Genomic DNA, 20861 nt, shown 5'->3' with positions numbered 1-20861 from the left:
GCCAGCAACCACCGCGCCCGCGACCGCGACAGCGGTATGCACCTGATCGCAACTATCACGGCCGGCCGGAGCAAGCCCCCGTCGCCGTGCCTACGAACACCAGCCACCGTGATCCCCACCCGGTGCAGCGCCTACGAACATCAACCACCGTGATCCCCGCCCAGTGCAGCGCCTACGAACACCAGCCGCCCAGCACCTACGGACGCTCCTCTTCCACGTTCCGAGGTCCCGGTCGGCTTCGATATCGGTGTCGGCGGACAGCTCGCCGCGCTCGATGGCACGGGCACCGCGTGAGACATCGGCCGGGCGCGGGCTGTGTCTCGCGGGCTGTGTCTCAGGGCAGGAGGGTGCCCACCCGCTTGACCGTGCGGATCACGGGTGCCGTCTCCAGCTCGCGCACGCCGTGGAGGGGCGCTACCCGCTCGGTGAGATAGCGGTAGAGGTCGCGGGTGTCGCGCCAGGTCACACCAGCTCGCCGTACCCGGCTCGTCCGTCCCAGGCCAGCACACGCAGAAGGGCGTGGTCCTCCCCGCTCAGTGAGATCGCCCTCTCGTACGGCCGAGCCGGCCGGAGTCGCTCGGCCTGCTCCTGGGAGAGCACCGCGACCCGGCTGCGCCATCCGGCGAACATGTGCAGGGTCGCGTGCGCGGACATGGCGACGATGCGCGGGGTACGCGGCAGCTTCTTCAGCAGTAGCGTGTCACCGTCCTGGTCGTCGCCTGTCTGGACGTGCCAGGCGCCCCCGTGATCGCAGGGCCGGGATCGACGTGGCCGTCTACGAGCGCGACCTGTCGCCCCTTGTCCGGCGGCAGGGCTACCGCCTGCACCTGAGCGACGTGGGTATCGGCGCGCTCACCGGCGTGATGACGCCCGAGCGGTGGGCGGCGTTCCTGGCCACCGCTCACACACCCGAACCTCGCTTCGTTCGCCTTGATCCCGCGCTCGAGGTGCTTGAGGTCCTCGAGTTCGGCGGGCGGCACCTGTCGATCGACCGGCAGACGCTGCGCGATGCCCTGCTGGCCGAGGCGGCCGGGACGATCACCTACGGCAGGCAGTTGACCGGCTTCCAGACGGCGGCAGACGGCGTGACAGCACGCTTCGACGACGGCTCCACCGTCTCCGGCGAGGTGCTCGTCGGTGCCGACGGTATCAATTCCGCGGTCCGCCGCCAGTACCTGCCGCACGCCCGCATCGTCGGCACCGGCCTCGTCCAGCTATACGGCAAGATCCCAGTTGAACTGGCCGAGGGCATGGGCAACGTGTTCACCGCGGTCACCGGCCCTGGCCATCGCGTGGTGGGCGTCGCGCCGACTCGCGACTACGCCACCTGCTCATTCGGCATCCGCGCCGAGGATCTCCCGCCCGACCTGCCCCTGATGACGCAGGAGCGGCTCAGGGCCGTCGTCAGGGAGATGACGTACGGCTGGCATCCCCGTATCCAGCGGATGATCGCCGGCTGGCGGGAGATCTTCCCGTTGACTCTGCGCACCAGCGTCCCGATCCCACCCTGGGAGACCACCCGCGTCACGCTGCTTGGCGACGCCGCCCACGCCATGAGCCCGGCGGCCGGGGCAGGGGCCAACCTGGCCCTGCGTGACGCGGCGGCGCTCACCGCGGCACTCGCCCACGGCGGCCCGCTGATCCCGATGCTGCGCTCCTACGAGCAGGAAATGATCGACTCCGGCTTCGCCGCGGTCCGCACTTCCGCCGCCAACGGCGCCCGCGTTCTCGGCCAGGCCCCACTGCCCGCCAGTTGACGACGCGTGGACCTTCGGCGCCGACTCACCTCCGACTGGCGCGCCGCACCCCGGGCTACAACGCCCGCTCGCGTTCAGCGGCGAGTCTCGTCGTCGCCGCCGGTCAGACAGACACGGCGGCGGCGAGGAGGGGGGTGATGCGGTACGGGATCTGGGTGGAGAGGGCGATCGTCGTGTCGCTGCGTTGGACGGCGGGCGAGGCGAGAATGCGGGCGATGATCTCCTGGAGATGGGGCGTGTTCCGGGCCACCACACGGCAGAGGAGGTCGGCCTGGCCGCTTGTGCCGTACACCTCGAGGATCTCGGGGATCCCGTCCAGGGCCTCGACGGCTTCGGCGAGCTTGCCCTGGGCGATCTGGAGGGAGGCGAAGGCGAGGATCGGGTAGCCGATCTCCTCGGTCATCACCGTGGGCCCGAAATCGCCGATCACGCCACGCGCGGTGAGCTTCTCCAGACGCGCTTGGACCGTGCCCCTGGCGACGCCGAGCAGACGGGCGAGCTCGGTGAGACCGATCCTGGGGTTGTCACGCATGGTGATCAGCAGCTTGCTGTCGAGCGAATCGAGCATGGGACCGACGCTACCCGCCGACTGTGCGATTCGACCAGCCAAAGGCGCATAACGATAGCGATATTGAGCGTATCGACCACTGAGACTAGTCGCTCTTGCCAGCATAAATCGGACTTGCTGTCATATTGAAGTATGTTCGAGGAAGCCCAATACTTCGCTCCGGTCGCCAAGCGGGACGACGGCTCGGTGACCGTGGAGCTGGCGTCGAGCCACCCGGGGTTCGCCGACGCGGTCTACCGTGAGCGGCGCAACGCCATCGCCGCACTGGCGTTGAATCACCGGCCGGGGGAACCCATCCCGCATGCGGAGTACACCGACGAAGAGCACCAGGTCTGGGCGCTGGTGTCGAGGGAACTCGCGGTCAAGCACCAGGTCTACGCGATCCGCGAGTTCCTGGACGCCGCCGAGAGGCTGGGGCTGCCCAAGGATCGGATCCCGCAGCTTCAGGAGGTCAGCGATCTCCTCGAGCCGCTTACCGGGTTCCGTTACCTGCCGGCGGCGGGTCTCGTCCCGCTGCGGGAGTTCTATGGCGTGCTCGCGGACGGATTCTTCCACTCGACGCAGTACATCCGGCACCATTCGGTGCCCTTCTACACGCCGGAACCGGACATCATCCACGAGGTGATCGGCCACGCGAACACGCTGGCCTCGTCGCGCTTCGCGGAGCTGTATCGGGTGGCGGGAAGAGCAGCGCGGAGGGTCGAGACCGAGGACGCGCTCCAGTTCATCTCGAAGGTCTTCTGGTTCACGTTGGAGTTCGGCGTGATGCGTGAAGCGGGGGAGCTCAAGGCGTACGGAGCGGGGATCCTGAGCTCGTACGGCGAGATCGAGGAGTTCCGGGGCATGGACATCCGGCCGCTCGACATCAAGGCCATGGGAACAACCGAGTACGACATCACGAAATATCAGGATGTGCTGTTCGAGGCGTCCTCCTTCGACCAGCTCGAAGACGTCGTCGGATCGTTCTGGGCGAGCTGCGACGACGAGAGCATCGCGCGGATCGTCGCAGGCGGTTGAGGTCCGGGTCCCCCTGACTCGGACGGCCGTGGACGCGAAACGGCCCCTCGGCGTGGGGGGAGGGGCCGTCAACCGCTGTGGGAGTGGGTGACGAGTCACACCTGATCGCCACGCCGAGCGGGCCGAAGGGTCACTTCGGCCCGCTCCATTGTGATGTATCCGGCTCCCTATCGGGGCATGACGAGCAGCGCGTCGCCGACGCCGCGTTCGATGCCGTCGGAGGGGCGGTTGACGACCTTCTTGCCGATCACCATGGTGCTCGAACCGCCACCGTCCAGGTTGATCGCGTCCCGGGCGCCCAGCCAGCGCATGATCTGTGCCGCCTCGATGAAGGAGGCGCCGACCGTCTTCCCGGGGTCCCTTCCGTCGACCACGGCCAGGATCAGCTTCCCGGACGAGGTCACTCCGGCGAGGGTGCGGGGGTGGCGTCGCAGGATCATGTTGACGTTGGCCATGCCGTCCCGCTGCGCGGTGATGGAGGTCTGGCCGCCGCGGACCAGCCCGATCGCCCCGGCGATGATGTGGGTCTCCGGGGTCAGCGGGATGGTCCTCCTGGTCCGCAGGTCGGTGACCGTGGTCTTGACCTGGATGACCGTGCCCTCCGTGGCCCACTCCCAGAGCCAGTCGGCGGCGGCGCCGACGCCGTGCAGGACGCGGGTGCCCCGCGTGACGGCGGCACCGGGCGACCGCACCGCGATGACCTTGCCGGAGGCGTCGAGCACGGCTTCCGCGCCGTCGTTCTTCGGGGTCTTGGCGCCGAACTCCTCGGTGTACATGACCAGTTCGTCCGGCTTGGCGACCCGGTTCACTCCGGCGACGACGGCCTTGCCGCCGCCGGCGGAGGTCGCGACCACGCTGGAGGACAGCTCGGTGATGCGTGCCGTACGGCCCTTGAGCACGAGGCCGATCCGGCCCGGTACGGCCTCGCTGAGCATCCTTCCGCCGACCACGGAGATCCCGGTGGGGTCGCCGCGCAGGTTCTTGAGCGTGTGGATGTCGAAGAAGCCGCCGTTCACGGCGATCATGGCTCCGGCGCCGCGGGCCATCGAGGAGACCGTCTCCCGCTTGGCGACGCTGGTGCCGAGAGAGGACCGGAAGGACCCGCGGAAGGCGCGCGGATCGATCGTGACGACCCGCATGGACCACGGGCCGGTCGTCTGGAAGCCGTCGTCGCCGGTGAAGTCCACCTTGGAGCTGACTCCGGCCTCCTTGAGCTGCTTCACGACCTTGGCGGCCTCGTCCTTGTCCTTCAGCGACCAGGAGCCGACGCGGACCATCCAGAAGTCAGCGGCGGGAAAGTCCGCGACGGCGGGCCGGGTGAACTTCACGATCGTCGGGGTCAGCCCGGCGTCCTGGACCGCGAGCGCCTGTGTCTGCGCGGTGGATTCGGACATGAAGTCCTTGCCCCCGGCGATGACGCTCACCGTGTAGCCGTCCTTGGCGGTGCCGTGTTTCACGGTGAAGTAGTCGATGCCGGCACCGAGGGATTTGTGCGCCGACTTCGGAATGCCCGGCTGACCCAGGGGGAACGCGGTCGTGGGCAGGCCGGTGACCGGAGCGGCGGCGGCGGTGGCCGTGGTCATCCCGACAATCATCGGCATCCCGACAACCACGGCGGCTGCGCCGGCGATCAGGCGGCGTTTCATTGCTGTCTCTCCCGTTCATGGTCGCGAAATGACCATCGTGGCGAGAAACGCAGTGCAACGGGAGCAAAATACGCCAAATACGAGAAAGTGTGGCGAGATTCGCATCGGCAATTTCGGGCAATTAAGACATTTGCCCTGAAAGGGGATATTTCGCTAAGGGTGGCGGGAGTCCATCTCGCGGGCTCGCTGCATGAACTCCTGAGCGGACCGGGCCTCGACGTAGACGAGGGTGCCCCCGCTACGGCGGGACAGTCCCCAGTAATGCGAAGTGGACTTGCCCCACCAGATCGTCCACCGGGGGAATCGGGCGGACAGGGCGCGGACCACGGTGTCCGGACTGATCTCAGGTTCGCTTTTCGTCTGCACCCATCGAGAAAAGCACATCGCACCGTACACGCGGCCGTACGCAGCGTGTCCGGTGCGATAGCTCTTACACCTGGGTGGGAAAACCACTCCCAGGGTCAGGATCGGGAGTGGTACACCTTCCGGAGGGTCTCGTGGACCGTCCAGGTCGTCTTGGCGCCCTCGGCCAGCAGGCAGACGTCGCCGGGGCCGACGTCGACGGTCTCCCCGCCCTCGACCTCGATCGTGGCGCGGCCGGTGAGCACGACGAAGATCTCGTCCGCCTCCACGTCGGTGACCACGCCCGGAGTGATCTCCCACACACCGCGGCCCGGGCTGAGCTGGGCCATTGCCACGCGCGGCTCTCCAGAGACGACCTGGGCGGGATCCAGATCGTACGGCTCCAACTCCACGTCGGCGACGGGGAGGGCGATGGCCCCGGCGGCGGCCAGGCGGTCGGAAATCATGTGGTCAGCACCTTTGCCAGAGTGGCCCCGTCGAGGCCGGTAACGGTCAGATTGTCGGCGCCGGTCATGGTCTCAGCCGCGACCAGCGCGTTGACGATGGCTTCCTCGGTCGCCTCGATGACCGCGAAGAACAGCGGGTCGATGTGCTCGTCCGAGAGCGCGGTCACCTGGTACGTGCGCGGTGTGTTCGAGTCCAGCGCCGCCGAGGGAAGGTTCCTGTTGCCGGTGGAGAAGCACAGGAAGCCGTCGCCGCTGAAGTTCTCGCCGGCACCGCCGGTCCTGGCGACGCCGAGCCCGGCCCGCTGCGCGAGCCGCCTGCACTGGTGGGGGAGGAGCGGCGCGTCGGTCGCCACGATCCCGATGATCGAACCGGCGCCCTCGTGCGCCACCGGCTCGGCGGGCAGCCGCGCGCCGACGCCGACCCCGTTGACCGTCAGCCGGTCCCTCCTGCCGTGGTTGGCCTGGACGAGGACGCCGACCGTGTAGCCGTCCACGACCCGTGAGGCCGTACCGATGCCGCCCTTGAAACCGTGGCAGATCATGCCGGTCCCGCCGCCGACCGAGCCTTCGGCGACCGGGCCGTCACCGGCCTCGCGGTACGCCTGGTGGACGTGCTCACGCCGGACGTGCTGCCCGCTGATGTCGTTGAGCCGGCCGTCCCAGGTCTCACCCACGACCGGGAGCGACCACGCCTGCCGGCCGCCGTCGACCTCGAGCTCCACCAACGCGTCCCTGACCACGCCCACCGAGGCGGTGTTGGTCAGGGCGATCGGGGAGGTGAGCATCCCGAACTCCTCCAGGGAGGCCATGCCGGTGATCTCGCCGCAGCCGTTGAGCCAGTGGAGGCCGGCGTACAGCGGCTCGTCGAATGTCGAACCTCCGTGGGGCAGGATGACCGTCACGCCGGTGCGGATCGGGCCCTGCCCGGTGACCCGGGGACCCTCGCCACTGATCAGCGTGGTGTGGCCGACGCGCACTCCGGCGACGTCGGTGATGGCGTTGTGCGGTCCGGGCGTTCCCGTGCCGATGACGATGCCGTGCTCGCGAGCCCTCAACGGGCCTCCCTCCGGAAAGATTCCAAGGCAAGCAGTGCCACATGAAGTGACAGGCATGATTCAACATCGTCCAGATCGGTGTCGAGGACGCGTTCGAGCCGCCGCAGCCGGTCGTAGAAGGCCGGCCGGGACAGGTGGGCCTTCTGCGCGGCGACGGCCTTGTTGCGCCCGGCGTCCAGATAGATCCGCAGGATGCGGGTCAGGTCGCCGTTGCGCTGGGCGTCATGGGCCAGGAGGGTGCCCAGCTCACGCTCGGCGAACGTCTGCATCCGCGCGTCGTCCCTCAGCAGGTGGAGCAGGCCGCGCAGCCGCAGGTCGGGCAGGCGATAGAAGGGCCGGCCGTCGGGCTGGCGCACCGCCACGTCGGCCACCTGCTCGGCTTCGAGGAAGCTGCGCCGTACGTCCCTTATGGACTCGACGACGGATCCGGCGGCGAGCACGAAGGTGCCGGCGTAGGAGGCGCGGAGCCGGTCGGCGAGCGCGGTGAGCGCGGCCTCGGCGGTCGAGCGCGGCGGAAGGGGCACCAGCAGGCCGACGTGGTTCTGGTCGAGCGTGCCGACCAGGGCGGGCAGCTTCGCGTCGCGGCACGCGGCGGCGCCGGCTTCGGCCAGCTCCCCGAGCTGGGCCTGCTCACCCAGCGCGGTGTCGGTGGGTCCGGTGAGCCGGATGACCGCGCTGACCAGCTTTCTGCCGGTGAGCGGCACGCCGACGGCGCGGGCCCGGGCGGCGGCCTCCTCCGGATCGGCGTACGCGTGGGTCAGGATGCCGGTGATGATCGTGCCGTGTGCCTGGCGCTCCAGGGACTCCTGGTGGCGTTCGAGAAGGCGGCTGAGCGCGAGCGTGGTGGCGGCCCGCTCGGCGAGCACGATGTCGCGCGGGCTCGGTTCCCCGTCGGAGAGGAGGATCAGCCGCCCCCAGTCCTGCCCGCGCGCGCCGACCATGGTGATCAGCCAGCCGGAGGCCGCGTCGTACGCGGTGCGCTCGTCGGGGGAGACCGCGCGGGAACGCGTCTCCCAGCTCGCCAGCAGCGTTCCGGTGTCGCGCCCCGCGGTGTCGCAGGCGAGTACCTGGTGGGCGAGGTTCTCCAGGAGAACCGGGCGGCCGGAGAAGCGGGCGACCTGGCCGAGCACCTCGGCGGGAGAGGCGCCCTCTACCGACAGCTCGGTGAACACCTCGTGCAGCTGCTCGGAGGCGCGCAGTTCCTGGAGCTGGATGTCGATGATCCGGGCGTGCACCGACTCGGTGATCTGCACGAAGGGGGTCTCGCGGGCCAGCACGATGAGGGGCAGCCCGTGCTCCTCGGCGGCCTTGACGACCACCCGGGGCAGCTCGCGGACGAACTTGCGTCCCAGCTCGACCACGAGCCCGGAGGCGCCGACCGAGGCGAGGTCGGCGATGTAGTCGGCGAGCTTGTCCGGCTCGTCGGGCAGGGCGACACCCGTGGTCAGGACGAGCTCCCCGCCGCGCAGCATGTTGGCGATGTCGCTGATCTCGCCGACGTGGACCCAGCGCACGCGCGTGTCCAGCCGGTCCGCGCCGGCGACCACCCGTGGGTTGCCACGCCGGACGGCGTCCAGCGCGAGCACATCGGCGACCGTCGGTAGCATGCCCATGAGGCTACCTGATCATAATGTAAGGCCGATGCGTACGGGCCTGACAGGATGACACCACATTCCGGGTGTGGTCCGTCCCCGACGGCGCTACGGACGTGTCCGGGGCATTCTGGACCTCTCGGGCATGCTGGACCTCTCCGGCGTGCGGGACTTCTCGGTCATACGGGTCGTCTCGGTGCGGGAGGTGCCGTCGTGCTCCTTCACCTCCTGGCGGCCGGGGCGCGCGTCCAGGCCGTCGAGCAGCGCGAGCAGGCCGTAGTCGAAGGCGACCTGCCGGGCGGTGAGGGGGTCGTAGTTATGGGAGCTGTACTCCCTGTAGGTCTCGAGCAGATCGGGATAGCCGGCGGCCAGTCGTTCGATCGTGGGCACCATGTCGGTCTGGGCGTCGCACGGTGACGCGCCCGACCGGCTGACCACGCTCCGCCACGCCGCCTCGGGGGTGGCTGCGCCGAGGGTGTAGGCGATGACGGCGCTGACGGCGAAGTCGATGTCGATGCCCTGGAACCCGGCTCGCTTGCAGGCCTTGAGCAGCCGGTCCGACATTGTCAGCGCGTTCGGCCCGATGCTCGGCAGCACTCCCACGAGCCCGACGCACCAGGGATGCGCCAGGATCGCTCCGCGCAGGCCCCACGCGACGGCTCCCGCGGTCTCGCGCCAGCTCGCGTCCGCGGGTGTCCGCACCTCGCCGTAGATCTCGTCCATGACGAGTTCCAGCAGTTCGTCCTTGTTGGCGACGTGCCAGTAGAGGCTGGTCGCGCCCGCGCCGATCCGGGCGCCGAGCTTGCGCATGCTGAGCGCGTCGAGCCCCTCCTCGTCGAGCAGGTCGAGGGCGGCGCGGACGATCTGGTCGCGGCTGAGCCCCTGCTCGCGCCGCTCCTTGCGTTCGCGGGTCCAGACGGAGGTGAAGGGCTTCCCTGGCATCGTCACAGGATATTTCCTCGCACAGTGTTCGAGACTGTCGTACAGTGTGCGAGTCTACCCGCACACTGTACGAGGTGAAGATCGAATGTCTCATCCGCGCCGATGGTGGATCCTCGGCGTCCTCTGCCTGAGCCTGCTCGTCCTCGTCGTGGACAACACGGTTCTCAACCTGGCGATCCCCGCGCTCATGCGCGACCTCGGCGCCACCCCGTCGGACATCCAGTGGATCATCGACTCGTACGTGCTGGTGTTCGCGGGACTGCTGCTCACGGCGGGCAGCCTCTCCGACCGGTACGGCCGGCGCCGCCTCCTCATCGTCGGCCTCGTCTTCTTCGGTGGGGCGTCGGTGGTCGCGATGCTCGCGGCGGAGCCGTGGCAGCTGATCGGCGCCCGGGCGCTGATGGGCGTCGGGGGCTCGCTCATCATGCCGTCCACGTTGTCGATCCTGATCACGGTCTTCGACGAGTCGGAGCGGCGCAAGGCCATCGCCGCCTGGAGTTCGGTCGCGATGGTCGGTGTGATCGCCGGGCCCACGCTCGGCGGGTTCCTGCTCGAGCACTTCTACTGGGGCTCGGTGTTCCTGCTCAACGTGCCGATCGCCGTGCTGGCCGTCATCGCCGCGATCGTCTTGATGCCCGAGACGCGTGGCTCCGTGCGGAAGCTCGACCCCGTCGGCGTCGTCCTGTCGATCGTCGGCATGGCCGCCCTGGTGTGGGTGGTCATCACCATGCCCACGGACGGCCTCGACCCGCTGTCCGTCGCGGTCGCCGTGCTCGCCCTCGGCGGGTTCGTGCTCTGGGAGCGCAGGGCCGAGCATCCGATGCTTCCGCTCCGGCTCTTCCGTGACCGGTCGTTCAGCGGCGCGTGCTTCTCGATCGTGCTGCTGTCCTTCGGCTCGGGCGCGCTGATGCTGGCACTGACGCAGTACCTCCAGTTCGTCCTCGGCTACGGGCCGATGCGGGCCGGGCTCGCCCTGCTGCCGTACGTCGTGGCCGCGCTCATGTTCAACGGCCTCGGCGCCGGGCTGGGCAAGAAGGTCAGCAACCGCACGCTGATCGTGGTCGGCCTGTTCGTCCTGGCCGCCGGCTTCGGCGTGCTGTCCACTCTGGGCGGCGGGTACACCGTGCTCATCACGAGCCTGATCATCATGGGCGTCGGCGGCGGCCTCGCCGGTCCGGCGGCGTACGCGACGCTGATGGGAGCGGTGCCGGCAGAACACGCGGGGGTCGGCTCGGCGTTGAACGACACCGTGCAGCAGGTAGGCATGGCGCTGTCCGTGGCCGTGCTCGGCAGCGTGCTCGCCGGGGCCTACACGGCCACGATGCCGGAGACCGCCCCGGAGGCGGCGCGCGACTCGATCAGCGGGGCGCTGGCGCTCGGGGACCCGTCGCTCGCCGCCACGGCGAAGGACGCGTTCGTGTCGGCCATGTCGGTCGGCTCCTTCGTCGGAGTCGGCTGCTCGCTGGCCGCGGCCCTCGTGGCCCTCCTGGTGCTGCGCCGTACGTCGGCAGCGGGGGCTCCGGCGGCCGAGGCCCCCGTCGCGGGAGCGCCCACCGCGGGCACTCCCGCCTGACCTTCGGGAAGATCCACGAGGTACGGCCGTCGCGTCGCGGCGGCCGTACCCTCATTTGTCATGACATACTGATGTCTGCAAGGATGCTTCAGGATGTAAGGCGAAACCGAAGAAGGCCGACATGTTGCAGGTGGGAGCGGGCGCCATGAGACGGGATACTCGTCACTATGTCGGACCTTCTTGCCCGCCATCGCGCGGTTATGCCCAACTGGCTCGCTCTGAACTACAGCGAGCCCATCGAAATCGTCAGCGGCAAGGGCAACCGTGTCGTCGACGCTTCAGGCAAGAGCTACCTCGACTTCTTCGCCGGAATCCTGACGAACATGATCGGGTACGACGTGGCGGAGGTGCGCGAGGCCGTCGAGCGGCAGATCGCCACCGGCGTCGTGCACACCTCCACGGTGTACCTCCTGCGCGGGCAGGTCGAGCTGGCCGAGAAGATCGCCAGGCTGTCCGGCATCAAGGACGCCAAGGTGTTCTTCACGAACTCCGGCACGGAGGCCAACGAGACCGCGCTGCTGCTCGCCACCTACGCGCGCAAGTCCGACGAGGTGCTCGCCATGCGGCAGAGCTACCACGGCCGCTCCTTCGGCGCGGTCAGCGTGACCAGCAACCGGTCCTGGAAGAACAACTCGCTGTCGCCGCTCAACGTGCACTTCCTGCACGGCGCCGACCGCCACCTCGTCCAGTTCCGCGGGCTGTCCGACGCGGACTACATCGCCGCGTGTGTGGACGACCTGCGCCACGTGCTCGCCACCAGTGTCTCGAACGGGGTCGCCGCGCTGATCGCGGAGCCGATCCAGGGCGTCGGCGGGTTCACCATGGCCCCTGACGGCCTGTTCGCGGCGTACAAGGAGGTGCTGGACGAGGAGGGTATCCTCTTCATCTCCGACGAGGTCCAGACCGGCTGGGGCCGGACCGGGTCGGCGTTCTTCGGCATCCAGAACCACGGCGTGACGCCCGACATGATGACGTTCGCCAAGGGCCTGGGCAACGGCTTCGCCGTCGGCGGCATCGTCGCCAGGGGCGACCTGATGGACCAGCCGCACGCGATCGGCCTGTCCACCTTCGGCGGCAACCCCGTCTCGATGGCGGCGGCCAACGCCACCCTCGACTACGTACTCGACCACGACCTCCAGGCCAACGCGGCCAGGACCGGCGAGATCATCATCTCCGGCCTGCGCGAGGCGGCCGCCCGGCTCCCGATCATCAGCGAGGTCCGCGGCAAGGGCCTCATGTTCGCGATCGAGCTGGTCGACCCCGCGACCAAGGCGCCGGCCCCGGCGATGGCCGCGCGCTTCATGGAGGAGACCAAGAAGCTCGGGCTGCTCGCCGGAAAGGGCGGCCTGCACGGCAGCGCGCTGCGCATGGCGCCGCCGCTCACCCTGACCGAGGACGAGGCCCGCGAGGGCCTGGGAATCATGATCACTGCTTTGGAGACCATCAACGATGAAGCACGTTAACCACTGGATCAACGGAAATCTCGTTTCCGGAGGGGGGCGTACTTCCGAGATCTTCAACCCCGCCACAGGCGAGGTCAGCGGCACCGTCGAGCTCGCGTCCGTCGAGGACGTCGACGCCGCGGTCGAGGCGGCGCGGGCGGCGTTCCCCGCCTGGCGTGACGCGTCGCTGGTCAAGCGGGCCCAGATCCTGTTCCGCTTCCGCGACCTGATGGACCGGCACCGCGACGAGCTGGCCGCCCTGATCAGCGCGGAGCACGGCAAGGTGCACTCCGACGCGCTCGGTGAAGTCGCCCGCGGCATCGAGGTCGCGGAGTTCGCCTGCGGCATCCCGCACCTGCTCAAGGGCGGCTTCTCGGAGAACGTCTCCACCCGCGTCGACTCGTACTCGATCCGGCAGCCGCTCGGCGTGGTCGCGGGGATCACGCCGTTCAACTTCCCGGCGATGGTGCCGATGTGGATGTTCCCCGTGGCGATCGCCTGCGGGAACACCTTCATCCTCAAGCCGTCGGAGCGTGACCCCTCCGCGTCGCTGCTGATCGCCTCGCTGTGGCAGCAGGCCGGGCTGCCCGACGGCGTGTTCAACGTCGTCCAGGGTGACAAGGTCGCCGTGGACCGGCTGCTGGAGCACCCCTCCGTCACGGCCGTCTCCTTCGTGGGTTCGACCCCGATCGCCCGGTACGTCTACGAGACCGGGACCGCGCACGGCAAGCGGGTCCAGGCGCTGGGCGGCGCCAAGAACCACATGCTCGTGCTGCCCGACGCGGACCTCGACCTGGTCGCGGACTCGGCCGTGTCGGCGGGCTTCGGCTCGGCCGGTGAGCGGTGCATGGCGATCTCCGTCCTGCTCGCGGTGGACCCGATCGGCGACGAGCTCGTCGACAAGATCGTGGAGCGGGTCGGCAGGCTGACGATCGGCCCCGGCGACGACCCGGCGTCCGAGATGGGGCCGCTGGTCACCAAGGTGCACCGCGACAAGGTGGCGTCCTACATCGACCTCGGCCTGGAGGAGGGCGCCAAGCTCGTCGTCGACGGCCGTGAGACGCCGATCCACGGCGGAACGACCGCGGCCGAGACCCCGGGCTTCTGGCTCGGCCCCACCGTGCTCGACCATGTGCCGGCCAACTCGCGGGTCCACCGTGAGGAGATCTTCGGCCCGGTCCTGTCCATCGTGCGGGTCAAGTCGTACGAAGAGGGCCTGGAGCTGATCAACACCGGCGAGTACGGCAACGGCACCGCGATCTTCACCAACGACGGCGGCGCCGCCCGGCGCTTCCAGAACGAGGTCGAGGTCGGCATGGTCGGCATCAACGTGCCGATCCCGGTGCCGATGGCGTTCTACAGCTTCGGCGGCTGGAAGGCGTCGCTCTTCGGCGACACGCACGTCCACGGCACCGAGGGCGTGCACTTCTACACCCGGGGCAAGGTCGTCACGTCACGCTGGCTCGACCCCTCGCACGGCGGTGTGAACCTCGGTTTCCCGACGAACAAGTAAGCGGTACCGGACGCGCGTCGAGAGGGCGGAACGCCCCCTCGACGCGCGTTCTTTCAGTTGATCCGGCCGACGCCGCAGAGGAAGTAGGACTTCACCTTCTCCAGCGGCGGCGCGAGCACGGGGCTGTCGGGCCGCCACTCGTGCAGGTTGACGATCCCGGGCGGGACGACGTCGAGGCCGTCGAAGAACGGTTCGATCTCGCTGGACATGCGCGCGACGAACTGGGCGGACGCGCTGCGGTAGACGCCTTCCACCTCCGGGGCGGCCTCCGGGCGCTCGTCGATGGCGACGTGGGAGAGGACCATGTGGCTGCCGGGCGCCAGGCGGTTCCGGATCTCGGCGATGACGCCGGTCGGGTCGTCGGAGTCCGGGATGAAGTGGATGATCGCCAGCAGCAACACCGCGATCGGCTCGTCGAAGTTCAGGTGAGCGCGTACCTCGGGGTGATCCATGATCGCCGAGGGCCGCCTGAGATCGCCCTCGACCACGAGCACCTGCGGGCTGTCCTGCAGCAGGGCGCGGGCGTGGACGAGCACCTGCGGGTCGTTGTCGACATAGACCGTGCGGGCCTCGGGGTCGATCTCGGCGACCACCTGGTGCACGTTGCGCTGCGTCGGCAGGCCCGCGCCGATGTCGAGGAACTGGCGGATGCCCTGTTCGGCGAGGAAGCGTACGGCGCGCTGGAGGAAGGCCCGGTTCTCCCTGATCCCGAGCGGGATCTCCGGAACGTGACGCAGGACCTGCTCGGCCGCGGCACGGTCGACGGGGAAATTGTCCTTGCCGCCCAGGTAATAGTCGTACATCCGTGCAGCATTGGGAGTATTCGGGTCAAACTCGACGGCCATTATGCCCCGATTCTTCGTCGTTCCCTCGTTCGCCGCTGTAACGGGCGATTCCAGTGGAAAGGATGAGATATCTGGATATCTGAGGAAAAGCTAGCTTATCGGGTTTGGCGGTGCCATGATCTTCGGGTGACTTCCCCGCCTCGTGTGCTGGGCGCGCAGCTCGCCGACGGCATTACCAAGGGAAACATGTGGGCGCTGCTGTTCCTCGCGACCGCAGGCACGGCAGTGGTCTCCTTCCTGCCGTCGACCCAGCCGCACATCCTCACCACCATCCTCGGCGTGCCCGAGTCCGGGCAGGGCACGATCGTCGGCCTGCTGGGCTTCACCGCCGAGCTGGCGATGGTCCTCAGCCTGGCCTGGTACGGCGCGCTCGCCGACCGGTTCGGCCGTCGCGTCATCGTGGTCGGTGGTCTGGCGCTGTGCGCGATCGGCGCCGTGTTGTTCCCCTTCGCCGGTAACACAGCCGTCCTCGTCGTCCTGAGGGTGATCTTCGGGCTGGGCGTGGCCGCGATCAATGCCATGCTTTCCACGATCGCCATCGACTACGTGCGCGAACGGTCGCGCGGCAAGTCGTACGGGCTCATCGGCGTCTTCGGCGGGCTCGGCGCGCTGGTCGCGGTGCTGGTCGTGGCGAAGCTGCCGCAGACCATGGAGAAGCGCGGCCTGGATCCGGTGGCGGCGACCCGGTTGTCGTTCCTGCTGATCGCGACGGGCATCCTGATCGTCGCCGGCCTCCTGTGGGCGACGCTCTCCCGGGTCCCGGCCGACGTCGCCGCCGAGCGCACACCGCTGACCCGCCTGGTCCGTGAGGGGCTCGTGCTCGCGCGTGACCCGGGTGTCGCGCTGTCCTACGCCGCGTCGTTCGTCGCGCGGGCCGACCTCTACGTCGTCGTCAGCTTCCTGACCCTGTGGATCTCGGACTACGCCACCAGCGAGCGAGGGCTGTCGAGCGCGGAGGCGCTGGCGAAGGCGGGCGCGGTGGTGGGCATCTCGCAGATGGTCGCGCTGCTGTGCGCGCCGGTGTTCGGCTGGCTGGGCGACCGCATGCGCCGCCAGGACCTGCTGATCCTGGCCCAGCTCATCGCGGCGGGCGCCTACCTCTCGACGCTGCTCGTCTCCGACCCCCTCGGCCCCGGCATGATGATCGTCGCCGTGCTCATCGGCATCGGTGAGATCGCCGGCATCACCACCGCCGGGCCCATGCTCGCCCAGCAGGTGCCCGCCGCCGTGCGCGGTGCGGCGTTCGGTGTGCACACTCTCTGCGGCTCCCTCGGCATCATGATCGTCTCCGCCCTGGGGGGCGCGCTGCACGATGCCTGGCGGCCCGCCGGCCCGTTCGTGGTCTCGGGTGTCTTCGGCCTGCTCGTCGCCATCTTCGGCCTCGTCGTACGGCACCGCATCAAGGCGAGGACCGAGGACGACACACCCCTTGAGGCGCTGCCGACGGGCTGAGGAAGAGGCGGAAGGCATCGGCCGAAGGGCCGGTGGCGGACGGCGCCTCCCCGCTCCGGCCCCAGTAGGCTCGTGGCGTCCGTCTCGTAAGGGGGTCCGAGTGGCGCTTTGTCCAACCCGCCGCCTGCCCGTCGTCGTGCCGGCCGTCGCCCTGATGGGCCTGCTCGCCTCGGCATGCGGTGCCACGGAGACGACCGCGTCCACCATGGCGACCCCTGCGACCACGACCGCCGCCACACCGGCGGCGGACCAGCCGCCCGCGGCCGCGGCCGCCGCTCCACGGGCGCGCGGCGCGGCGGCGAGTCCGTCGCCGCACACCGCCTCCGCGACGCCGTCCAAGCCGGCGAAGACGCCCACCCCCGCGGCGTCGCCGGGCCCGGGCGAAGGCGCGGTGAACGTCCTCGCGCTTCCTGGCTACGTGGAGTGGGGCGGCACCGACCCCAAGGTCAACTGGGTCGCTCCCTTCCAGGCCGAGACGGGCTGCAAGGTCAACCTGCGCACCTACGACGCCTCCGCGACGGCGGCCGGGACGCGCCCGATCGACCCCGGCTCGTTCGACGTGATCTCCGCCCCGCCCGAACTGGCCGGCAAGCTGATCGACGACGGCACGGTCGCCCCGCTGAACACCTCCCTGATCGCGGCCTACCACGACATCCCCAAACAGCTCCGCAAGCTGGAGACCCGCAAGGACGACGTGTACGGCGTGCCGTACCTGTGGGGCATCAACGAGGTCCTCTACGACACCACCAAGGACGGGCCCAAGACGGCGGCCGCCCTCTACGGCGGCACCGGCGCGGTCATGCTCAAGGACAGCCCGCTGACCATCGCCGACGCCGCCCTCGTGCTGAAGCGCCGGGGCGCCGAGATCGACGACCCGTTCCAGCTCACGCCGTCCCAGCTCGACGACGCGATGAAGCTCCTCTCCCGCGGCAAGTCGGCGGACCGCGTCTACTGGCGCGACCCGATCGAGGTCATCCAGGGGTTCGCCTCCGGTTCCGTACGGCTCGCGCAGGCCACGCCGTACCACCGGGACGTGCTGACCCTCGGGCACAGGCCGGTGAAGGCGGCGGGAGGGCCGGTGACCGGTTGGGCCGACGCGTGGATGGTCTCCTCGGCCGCGGCCCACCCGTCCTGCGCGTACGAGTGGCTCGACTGGACCAGCTCGACGACCGTGCAGAAGGAGGCGGCCGAATGGGTGGGGCTGGCCCCCGCCAACGAGGCCGCGTGCACCGGTCGCACCAAGCGGATCTGCGCGGACTACACGTCGTTCGACGACGTCTCCTTCGCCTCGCGCCCCTCCAAGAACTGCGGAGGCGGGGACGGGGAGTGCGTGGGCTACGGCCAGTGGGTCGAGCGCTGGAAGCGGCTCGTGGGCTGAGGTCAGGAGAAGGCGCGGCTGCGGCGCTGCTGGGGGACCGCCCCCTCGGGCACCGGGAGCAGCGCTTCGGCGCAGTCGTCGCAGGCGTGGACCGGGGCGTCGTCGGGCAGCCGGCCCACCAGCACCCGGGGGCGGGGCCACTTCTTGTGGCACACCACGCAGGCGTCCCCGTCGAGCTGGGTCGCGGTCAGGCCCGCGGGGTCGAACGTCGGTACGAGCCTCGCGGCCCCTTTCGGATCCCACCCCATCGCGCTCCCCCTTCGCATACCCGAACCGTTATAGCCCGGTTACGTTTTGTGATCGACTAGGGCGATGTCAAGCGGGGGTTAAATCGCAGGCATGTGGAAAACCGTATAACAACAAAAGGGACACCCGGCATGAAGCCGGGTGCCCCCTTTAAACCTTGTGTCCTATGCGACGCCGGCGATGGCGTTCTCCAGAATGGACAGCCCCTCCTCCAGCAGCTCATCGGAGATGACCAGCGGCGGGAGGAAACGCAGGACGTTGCCGTACGTGCCGGCGGTCAGCGCGAGCAGGCCCTCGGCGTGGCACCGGCGGGCGATCTCGGCGGTCGCCGCCGCGTTCGGCTCCTTGGTGCCGGGCTGGACCAGCTCGATCGCGACCATCGCGCCACGGCCGCGGACGTCCCCGACGATCGCGAAGCGCTCCTTGAAGGAATTGAGGCGGGAGAGCATCACGTCGCCGATGTGCCCGGCGCGCTCGACGAGCTTCTCCTCCTCGATGGTCTCCAGCACACCGAGCGCCGCCTCGCAGGCCAGCGGGTTGCCGCCGTACGTGCCGCCGAGGCCGCCCCCGTGAACGGCGTCGAGGAGCTCGGCCCGCCCGGTCACGGCCGCCAGCGGGAGTCCGCCCGCGATGCCCTTGGCCGTGACGATGATGTCCGGAACGATGCCCTCGTGCTCGCAGGCGAACAGGTCGCCGGTGCGGGCGAAGCCGGTCTGGACCTCGTCGGCGATGAAGACGATGCCGTTGGCCTTGCAGAACTCGAGGATCTTCGGAAGGAAGCCGGGAGCCGGCTCGATGAAGCCGCCCTCGCCGGCGATCGGCTCGATGACGACGGCGGCGACGTTCTCCGCGCCGATCTGCTTGTTGATCATGTCGATCGCCTGGGCGGCGGCCTCGTCGGCGCAGTTCTCCGGCCCGGTCGGCCAGCGGAACGGGTACGCCAGCGGCGCCCGGTACACCTCGGGCGCGAACGGCCCGAACCGGTGCTTGTACGGCATGTTCTTGGCGGTCAGCGTCATCGTGAGCAGCGTCCGGCCGTGGTAGCCGTGGTCGAACACCACGACCGCCTGCCGCCCGGTCGCGTTCCTGGCGACCTTGACGGCGTTCTCGACGGCCTCGGCGCCGCTGTTCACCAGGAACGTGCGCTTCTCGTGGTCACCGGGGGTGAGCGCGTTGAGCTTCTCGCACACCGCGACGTAGGACTCGTACGGCGTGACCATGAAACAGGTGTGGGTGAAGTCGGCGACCTGCTTCTGCACGCGCTCGACGACGCGCGGCGCGGCGTTGCCGACGCTGGTCACGGCGATGCCCGAACCGAAGTCGATCAGGGAGTTGCCGTCCGCGTCCACGACCACGCCGCCACCGGCCTGCGTGACGAAGACGGGCAGCGTCGTACCGACGCCGGACGGAACGGCGGACTGCTTGCGCGCGAACAGCTCGCGCGACTTGGGGCCGGGGATCTCGGTGACGAGGCGGCGCTCCTGGGGAAGTCCGGGGCCGCCCTGCGTGGCAGTGCTCATGCCATCGACCGTATGGCCGGCGCCGCCACCTGCCGATGTGTCGTCGTGGCACAATGATGGAGACTGTTTGTACCGGTTGGACAAGTCGAGGACGACATGGCGCCGACGCTGCGCAGGGTGACGGCGATTACCCCCCTTCACCTGGAGGTCCTGGCCGGTTCCGAGGCGCTTGACCGCAAGGTCCGCTGGGTGGCGGTGAGTGAGCTCGAGGATCCCACGCCCTTCCTGGAGGGGGGCGAGCTGGTCCTCACCACCGGCATGCGGCTCAGCGCCGAGGGCGCCCTGCCGTACGTGTCACGGCTCGTCGCCCGAGGGGTCACCGGGCTGGGCTTCGCCGTCGGTCTCGGCCACGAGGACGTGCCCCCCGAGCTGGTCGAGGCGGCCGCGGACGCCGGGCTGCCGCTCGTCGAGGTGCCGAGGGACACGCCGTTCATCGCGATCGGCAAGGCGGTCAGCGAACTGCTCGCCGCGGAGCAGTACGAGGAGATCAGCCGCGCCTTCGCCGCCCAGGGCCGGCTGACCAGGGCCGCGCTCCAGCCGGAGGGCATGAACGCCGTCATCGAGCGGCTCGCCCGCGAGATCGACGGCTGGGCGCTGCTCCTCGACGCCGCCGGAGCCGTACGGCACGCGGCGCGGGCGGGGCGGCCGTCCGAGCGGGCCCGCGCCCTGGAGCCGGAGCTGGCGCGGCTGCGCGCCCCCGGAGCCCCGTCGAGCATCGCCGTCTCGACGCCGGGCGACCATGTGATCGTGCAGCCGCTCGGCCGCCGCGGCTTCTTCGCGGTGGGGTCGGTGCGGCCGTTCACGCCCATCGGCCACACCATCGTCAACGCCGCCGGTTCGCTGCTGACCCTCGGCCTGGAACAGGGCAGGGAACAGCGGGCCGCCGACCTGCGGGTGCGCGCCGCCGTGCTCCGCCTGCTGCTCACGGGGGAGACCGCGGCGGCGGGTGAGATCCTCGCCGCGATCGGCGGCGAGCTGCCCGCGGAGCCGCTCGTCGTCCTCGCCTGCGACACCGACGAGCCCGCCGCCCAGGGCCTCCCGTACGGGGGCCTGACCGTGGTGCTCGCGCGGGCGGACGAGGCGGAGGACGCCATCGGGCGGGCAGCCGGGCGGGGGAGGGTCGGCGCCAGCGGGCCGGTCGGCTACGCCGAGCTGGCCGTGGGGCTTGACCAGGCGGAGCGCGCGCTCGCGTCCGCGGCCCCCGTGGCGAGGTTCCCCGAGCTGGCCGGGCAGGGGCTGCTCTCCCTGCTCGACCCGGCGGCCGCCGCGGCGTTCTCCGCGGCGCTGCTGGCACCGCTGCGCGAGTACGGCTCGCGCGCCGACCTCATCGAGTCGCTCAGGGCGTACCTCGCCTGCAACGGGCACTGGGACGCGGCGGCCCAGCGGCTCGGCGTGCACCGGCACACGCTGCGGTACCGGATGAAGCGGGTGAGCGAGCTGCTCGGCCGGGACCTCGACGACCCCGCGGCCCGCGCCGAGCTGTGGATCGCGCTCAGCGCCGGCTGA

20 protein-coding genes are annotated in these 20861 nt (G+C 69.9%); 8 read left to right on the top strand and 12 right to left on the bottom strand.

What is annotated here, in order from left to right; translation table 11 throughout:
- Positions 1-334: 334 nt before the first annotated feature.
- On the bottom strand, positions 335-466 hold the full coding sequence (locus tag AB0I59_RS12930) for a hypothetical protein (RefSeq protein ID WP_358132472.1): 132 nt from the start codon (positions 464-466) through the stop codon (positions 335-337).
- Positions 463-654: a hypothetical protein gene (locus tag AB0I59_RS12925; protein ID WP_358132470.1), complete on the bottom strand. Its 192-nt coding sequence runs from the start codon at positions 652-654 to the stop codon at positions 463-465. Before AB0I59_RS12925 ends, AB0I59_RS12930 begins: the two co-directional genes overlap by 4 nt.
- Positions 655-767: 113 nt before the next feature.
- Between AB0I59_RS12925 and AB0I59_RS12920 the strand changes: the two genes are divergently transcribed.
- Positions 768-1757 (top strand): FAD-dependent oxidoreductase, encoded by a 990-nt coding sequence (locus AB0I59_RS12920; protein ID WP_358132468.1) that lies wholly within the window; start codon positions 768-770, stop codon positions 1755-1757.
- Positions 1758-1860: 103 nt separating this feature from the next.
- On the opposite strand, the gene AB0I59_RS12915 is transcribed toward AB0I59_RS12920, so the two are convergent.
- Positions 1861-2325 carry an Lrp/AsnC family transcriptional regulator gene (locus tag AB0I59_RS12915; RefSeq protein ID WP_061257735.1) on the bottom strand — a complete coding sequence of 155 codons (465 nt, stop codon included), beginning with the start codon at positions 2323-2325 and terminating at the stop codon, positions 1861-1863.
- A gap of 132 nt (positions 2326-2457) precedes the next feature.
- On the opposite strand from AB0I59_RS12915, the gene AB0I59_RS12910 reads away from it, so the two are divergent.
- Entirely contained in the window at positions 2458-3342 is an 885-nt protein-coding gene (locus AB0I59_RS12910; protein ID WP_061257734.1) for a phenylalanine 4-monooxygenase, read from the top strand.
- 167 nt (positions 3343-3509) lie between these two features.
- Here AB0I59_RS12910 and AB0I59_RS12905 read toward each other — a convergent pair whose 3' ends face one another.
- The 6 genes from AB0I59_RS12905 to AB0I59_RS12880 form a co-directional block, all read right to left on the bottom strand.
- Positions 3510-4925, bottom strand: a complete 1416-nt coding sequence (locus tag AB0I59_RS12905) for a phosphodiester glycosidase family protein (protein WP_358132465.1) — start codon at positions 4923-4925, stop codon at positions 3510-3512.
- A 216-nt stretch (positions 4926-5141) separates the two neighbouring features.
- Positions 5142-5354 (bottom strand): hypothetical protein, encoded by a 213-nt coding sequence (locus AB0I59_RS12900; RefSeq protein WP_228644646.1) that lies wholly within the window; start codon positions 5352-5354, stop codon positions 5142-5144.
- Between the two features lie 95 nt (positions 5355-5449).
- Complete coding sequence (locus AB0I59_RS12895) at positions 5450-5797, bottom strand: cupin domain-containing protein (RefSeq protein ID WP_358132463.1); 348 nt, start codon at positions 5795-5797, stop codon at positions 5450-5452.
- Positions 5794-6852: a DmpA family aminopeptidase gene (locus AB0I59_RS12890; protein WP_358132461.1), complete on the bottom strand. Its 1059-nt coding sequence runs from the start codon at positions 6850-6852 to the stop codon at positions 5794-5796. Before AB0I59_RS12890 ends, AB0I59_RS12895 begins: the two co-directional genes overlap by 4 nt.
- A complete protein-coding gene (locus AB0I59_RS12885; protein WP_061257771.1) occupies positions 6849-8459 on the bottom strand; it encodes a PucR family transcriptional regulator in 1611 nt (536 codons plus the stop codon). Before AB0I59_RS12885 ends, AB0I59_RS12890 begins: the two co-directional genes overlap by 4 nt.
- 93 nt (positions 8460-8552) lie before the next feature.
- Positions 8553-9386 (bottom strand): TetR/AcrR family transcriptional regulator, encoded by an 834-nt coding sequence (locus AB0I59_RS12880; protein WP_358132459.1) that lies wholly within the window; start codon positions 9384-9386, stop codon positions 8553-8555.
- 85 nt (positions 9387-9471) lie between these two features.
- Here AB0I59_RS12880 and AB0I59_RS12875 point away from each other — a divergent pair, with 85 nt between their 5' ends.
- The 3 genes from AB0I59_RS12875 (at position 9472) to AB0I59_RS12865 (ending at position 13914) form a co-directional block, all read left to right on the top strand.
- Positions 9472-10959 (top strand): MFS transporter, encoded by a 1488-nt coding sequence (locus AB0I59_RS12875; protein ID WP_358132457.1) that lies wholly within the window; start codon positions 9472-9474, stop codon positions 10957-10959.
- A gap of 167 nt (positions 10960-11126) precedes the next feature.
- Positions 11127-12422: an aspartate aminotransferase family protein gene (locus AB0I59_RS12870; protein WP_061257729.1), complete on the top strand. Its 1296-nt coding sequence runs from the start codon at positions 11127-11129 to the stop codon at positions 12420-12422.
- A complete protein-coding gene (locus AB0I59_RS12865) occupies positions 12409-13914 on the top strand; it encodes a CoA-acylating methylmalonate-semialdehyde dehydrogenase (protein WP_061257728.1) in 1506 nt (501 codons plus the stop codon). The genes AB0I59_RS12870 and AB0I59_RS12865 overlap by 14 nt, the downstream gene beginning before the upstream one ends.
- Before the next feature lie 53 nt (positions 13915-13967).
- Here the strand turns inward: AB0I59_RS12865 and AB0I59_RS12860 are convergent, their stop codons facing one another.
- The gene (locus AB0I59_RS12860; RefSeq protein WP_061257727.1) at positions 13968-14759 is read right to left on the bottom strand and encodes an SAM-dependent methyltransferase; all 792 of its coding nucleotides are present in this window, start codon (positions 14757-14759) and stop codon (positions 13968-13970) included.
- 126 nt (positions 14760-14885) lie between these two features.
- On the opposite strand from AB0I59_RS12860, the gene AB0I59_RS12855 reads away from it, so the two are divergent.
- Together AB0I59_RS12855 and AB0I59_RS12850 are read left to right on the top strand one after the other, a co-directional pair.
- Positions 14886-16211 carry an MFS transporter gene (locus AB0I59_RS12855; protein ID WP_358132454.1) on the top strand — a complete coding sequence of 442 codons (1326 nt, stop codon included), beginning with the start codon at positions 14886-14888 and terminating at the stop codon, positions 16209-16211.
- A 100-nt stretch (positions 16212-16311) separates the two neighbouring features.
- Positions 16312-17589, top strand: a complete 1278-nt coding sequence (locus AB0I59_RS12850; RefSeq protein WP_358132452.1) for an extracellular solute-binding protein — start codon at positions 16312-16314, stop codon at positions 17587-17589.
- A 2-nt stretch (positions 17590-17591) separates the two neighbouring features.
- Here the strand turns inward: AB0I59_RS12850 and AB0I59_RS12845 are convergent, their stop codons facing one another.
- Together AB0I59_RS12845 and gabT are read right to left on the bottom strand one after the other, a co-directional pair.
- Complete coding sequence (locus tag AB0I59_RS12845; protein WP_061257724.1) at positions 17592-17837, bottom strand: hypothetical protein; 246 nt, start codon at positions 17835-17837, stop codon at positions 17592-17594.
- A gap of 162 nt (positions 17838-17999) precedes the next feature.
- Positions 18000-19355, bottom strand: coding sequence for a 4-aminobutyrate--2-oxoglutarate transaminase (gene gabT, locus AB0I59_RS12840; RefSeq protein ID WP_358132450.1), 1356 nt, complete (start codon positions 19353-19355; stop codon positions 18000-18002).
- A 117-nt stretch (positions 19356-19472) separates the two neighbouring features.
- Between gabT and AB0I59_RS12835 the strand changes: the two genes are divergently transcribed.
- Positions 19473-20861 (top strand): PucR family transcriptional regulator, encoded by a 1389-nt coding sequence (locus AB0I59_RS12835; RefSeq protein WP_358132448.1) that lies wholly within the window; start codon positions 19473-19475, stop codon positions 20859-20861.

This window comes from Microtetraspora glauca, assembly GCF_040656155.1.
GTDB lineage: Bacteria > Actinomycetota > Actinomycetes > Streptosporangiales > Streptosporangiaceae > Microtetraspora > Microtetraspora glauca.
This window is presented reverse-complemented; position numbering and strand designations above follow the sequence as displayed.

What these genes read in the sequence shown, in the direction of transcription:
- AB0I59_RS12880 (WP_358132459.1), bottom strand. Translation starts at nt 9,386, where the DNA reads ATGCCAGGGAAGCCCTTCACCTCCGTCTGGACCCGCGAACGCAAGGAG.
- AB0I59_RS12875 (WP_358132457.1), top strand. Translation starts at nt 9,472, where the DNA reads ATGTCTCATCCGCGCCGATGGTGGATCCTCGGCGTCCTCTGCCTGAGC.
- AB0I59_RS12905 (WP_358132465.1), bottom strand. Translation starts at nt 4,925, where the DNA reads ATGACCACGGCCACCGCCGCCGCCGCTCCGGTCACCGGCCTGCCCACG.
- gabT (WP_358132450.1), bottom strand. Translation starts at nt 19,355, where the DNA reads ATGAGCACTGCCACGCAGGGCGGCCCCGGACTTCCCCAGGAGCGCCGC.
- AB0I59_RS12915 (WP_061257735.1), bottom strand. Translation starts at nt 2,325, where the DNA reads ATGCTCGATTCGCTCGACAGCAAGCTGCTGATCACCATGCGTGACAAC.
- AB0I59_RS12885 (WP_061257771.1), bottom strand. Translation starts at nt 8,459, where the DNA reads ATGCTACCGACGGTCGCCGATGTGCTCGCGCTGGACGCCGTCCGGCGT.
- AB0I59_RS12870 (WP_061257729.1), top strand. Translation starts at nt 11,127, where the DNA reads ATGTCGGACCTTCTTGCCCGCCATCGCGCGGTTATGCCCAACTGGCTC.
- AB0I59_RS12865 (WP_061257728.1), top strand. Translation starts at nt 12,409, where the DNA reads ATGAAGCACGTTAACCACTGGATCAACGGAAATCTCGTTTCCGGAGGG.
- AB0I59_RS12845 (WP_061257724.1), bottom strand. Translation starts at nt 17,837, where the DNA reads ATGGGGTGGGATCCGAAAGGGGCCGCGAGGCTCGTACCGACGTTCGAC.
- AB0I59_RS12895 (WP_358132463.1), bottom strand. Translation starts at nt 5,797, where the DNA reads ATGATTTCCGACCGCCTGGCCGCCGCCGGGGCCATCGCCCTCCCCGTC.
- AB0I59_RS12925 (WP_358132470.1), bottom strand. Translation starts at nt 654, where the DNA reads ATGTCCGCGCACGCGACCCTGCACATGTTCGCCGGATGGCGCAGCCGG.
- AB0I59_RS12910 (WP_061257734.1), top strand. Translation starts at nt 2,458, where the DNA reads ATGTTCGAGGAAGCCCAATACTTCGCTCCGGTCGCCAAGCGGGACGAC.
- AB0I59_RS12860 (WP_061257727.1), bottom strand. Translation starts at nt 14,759, where the DNA reads ATGGCCGTCGAGTTTGACCCGAATACTCCCAATGCTGCACGGATGTAC.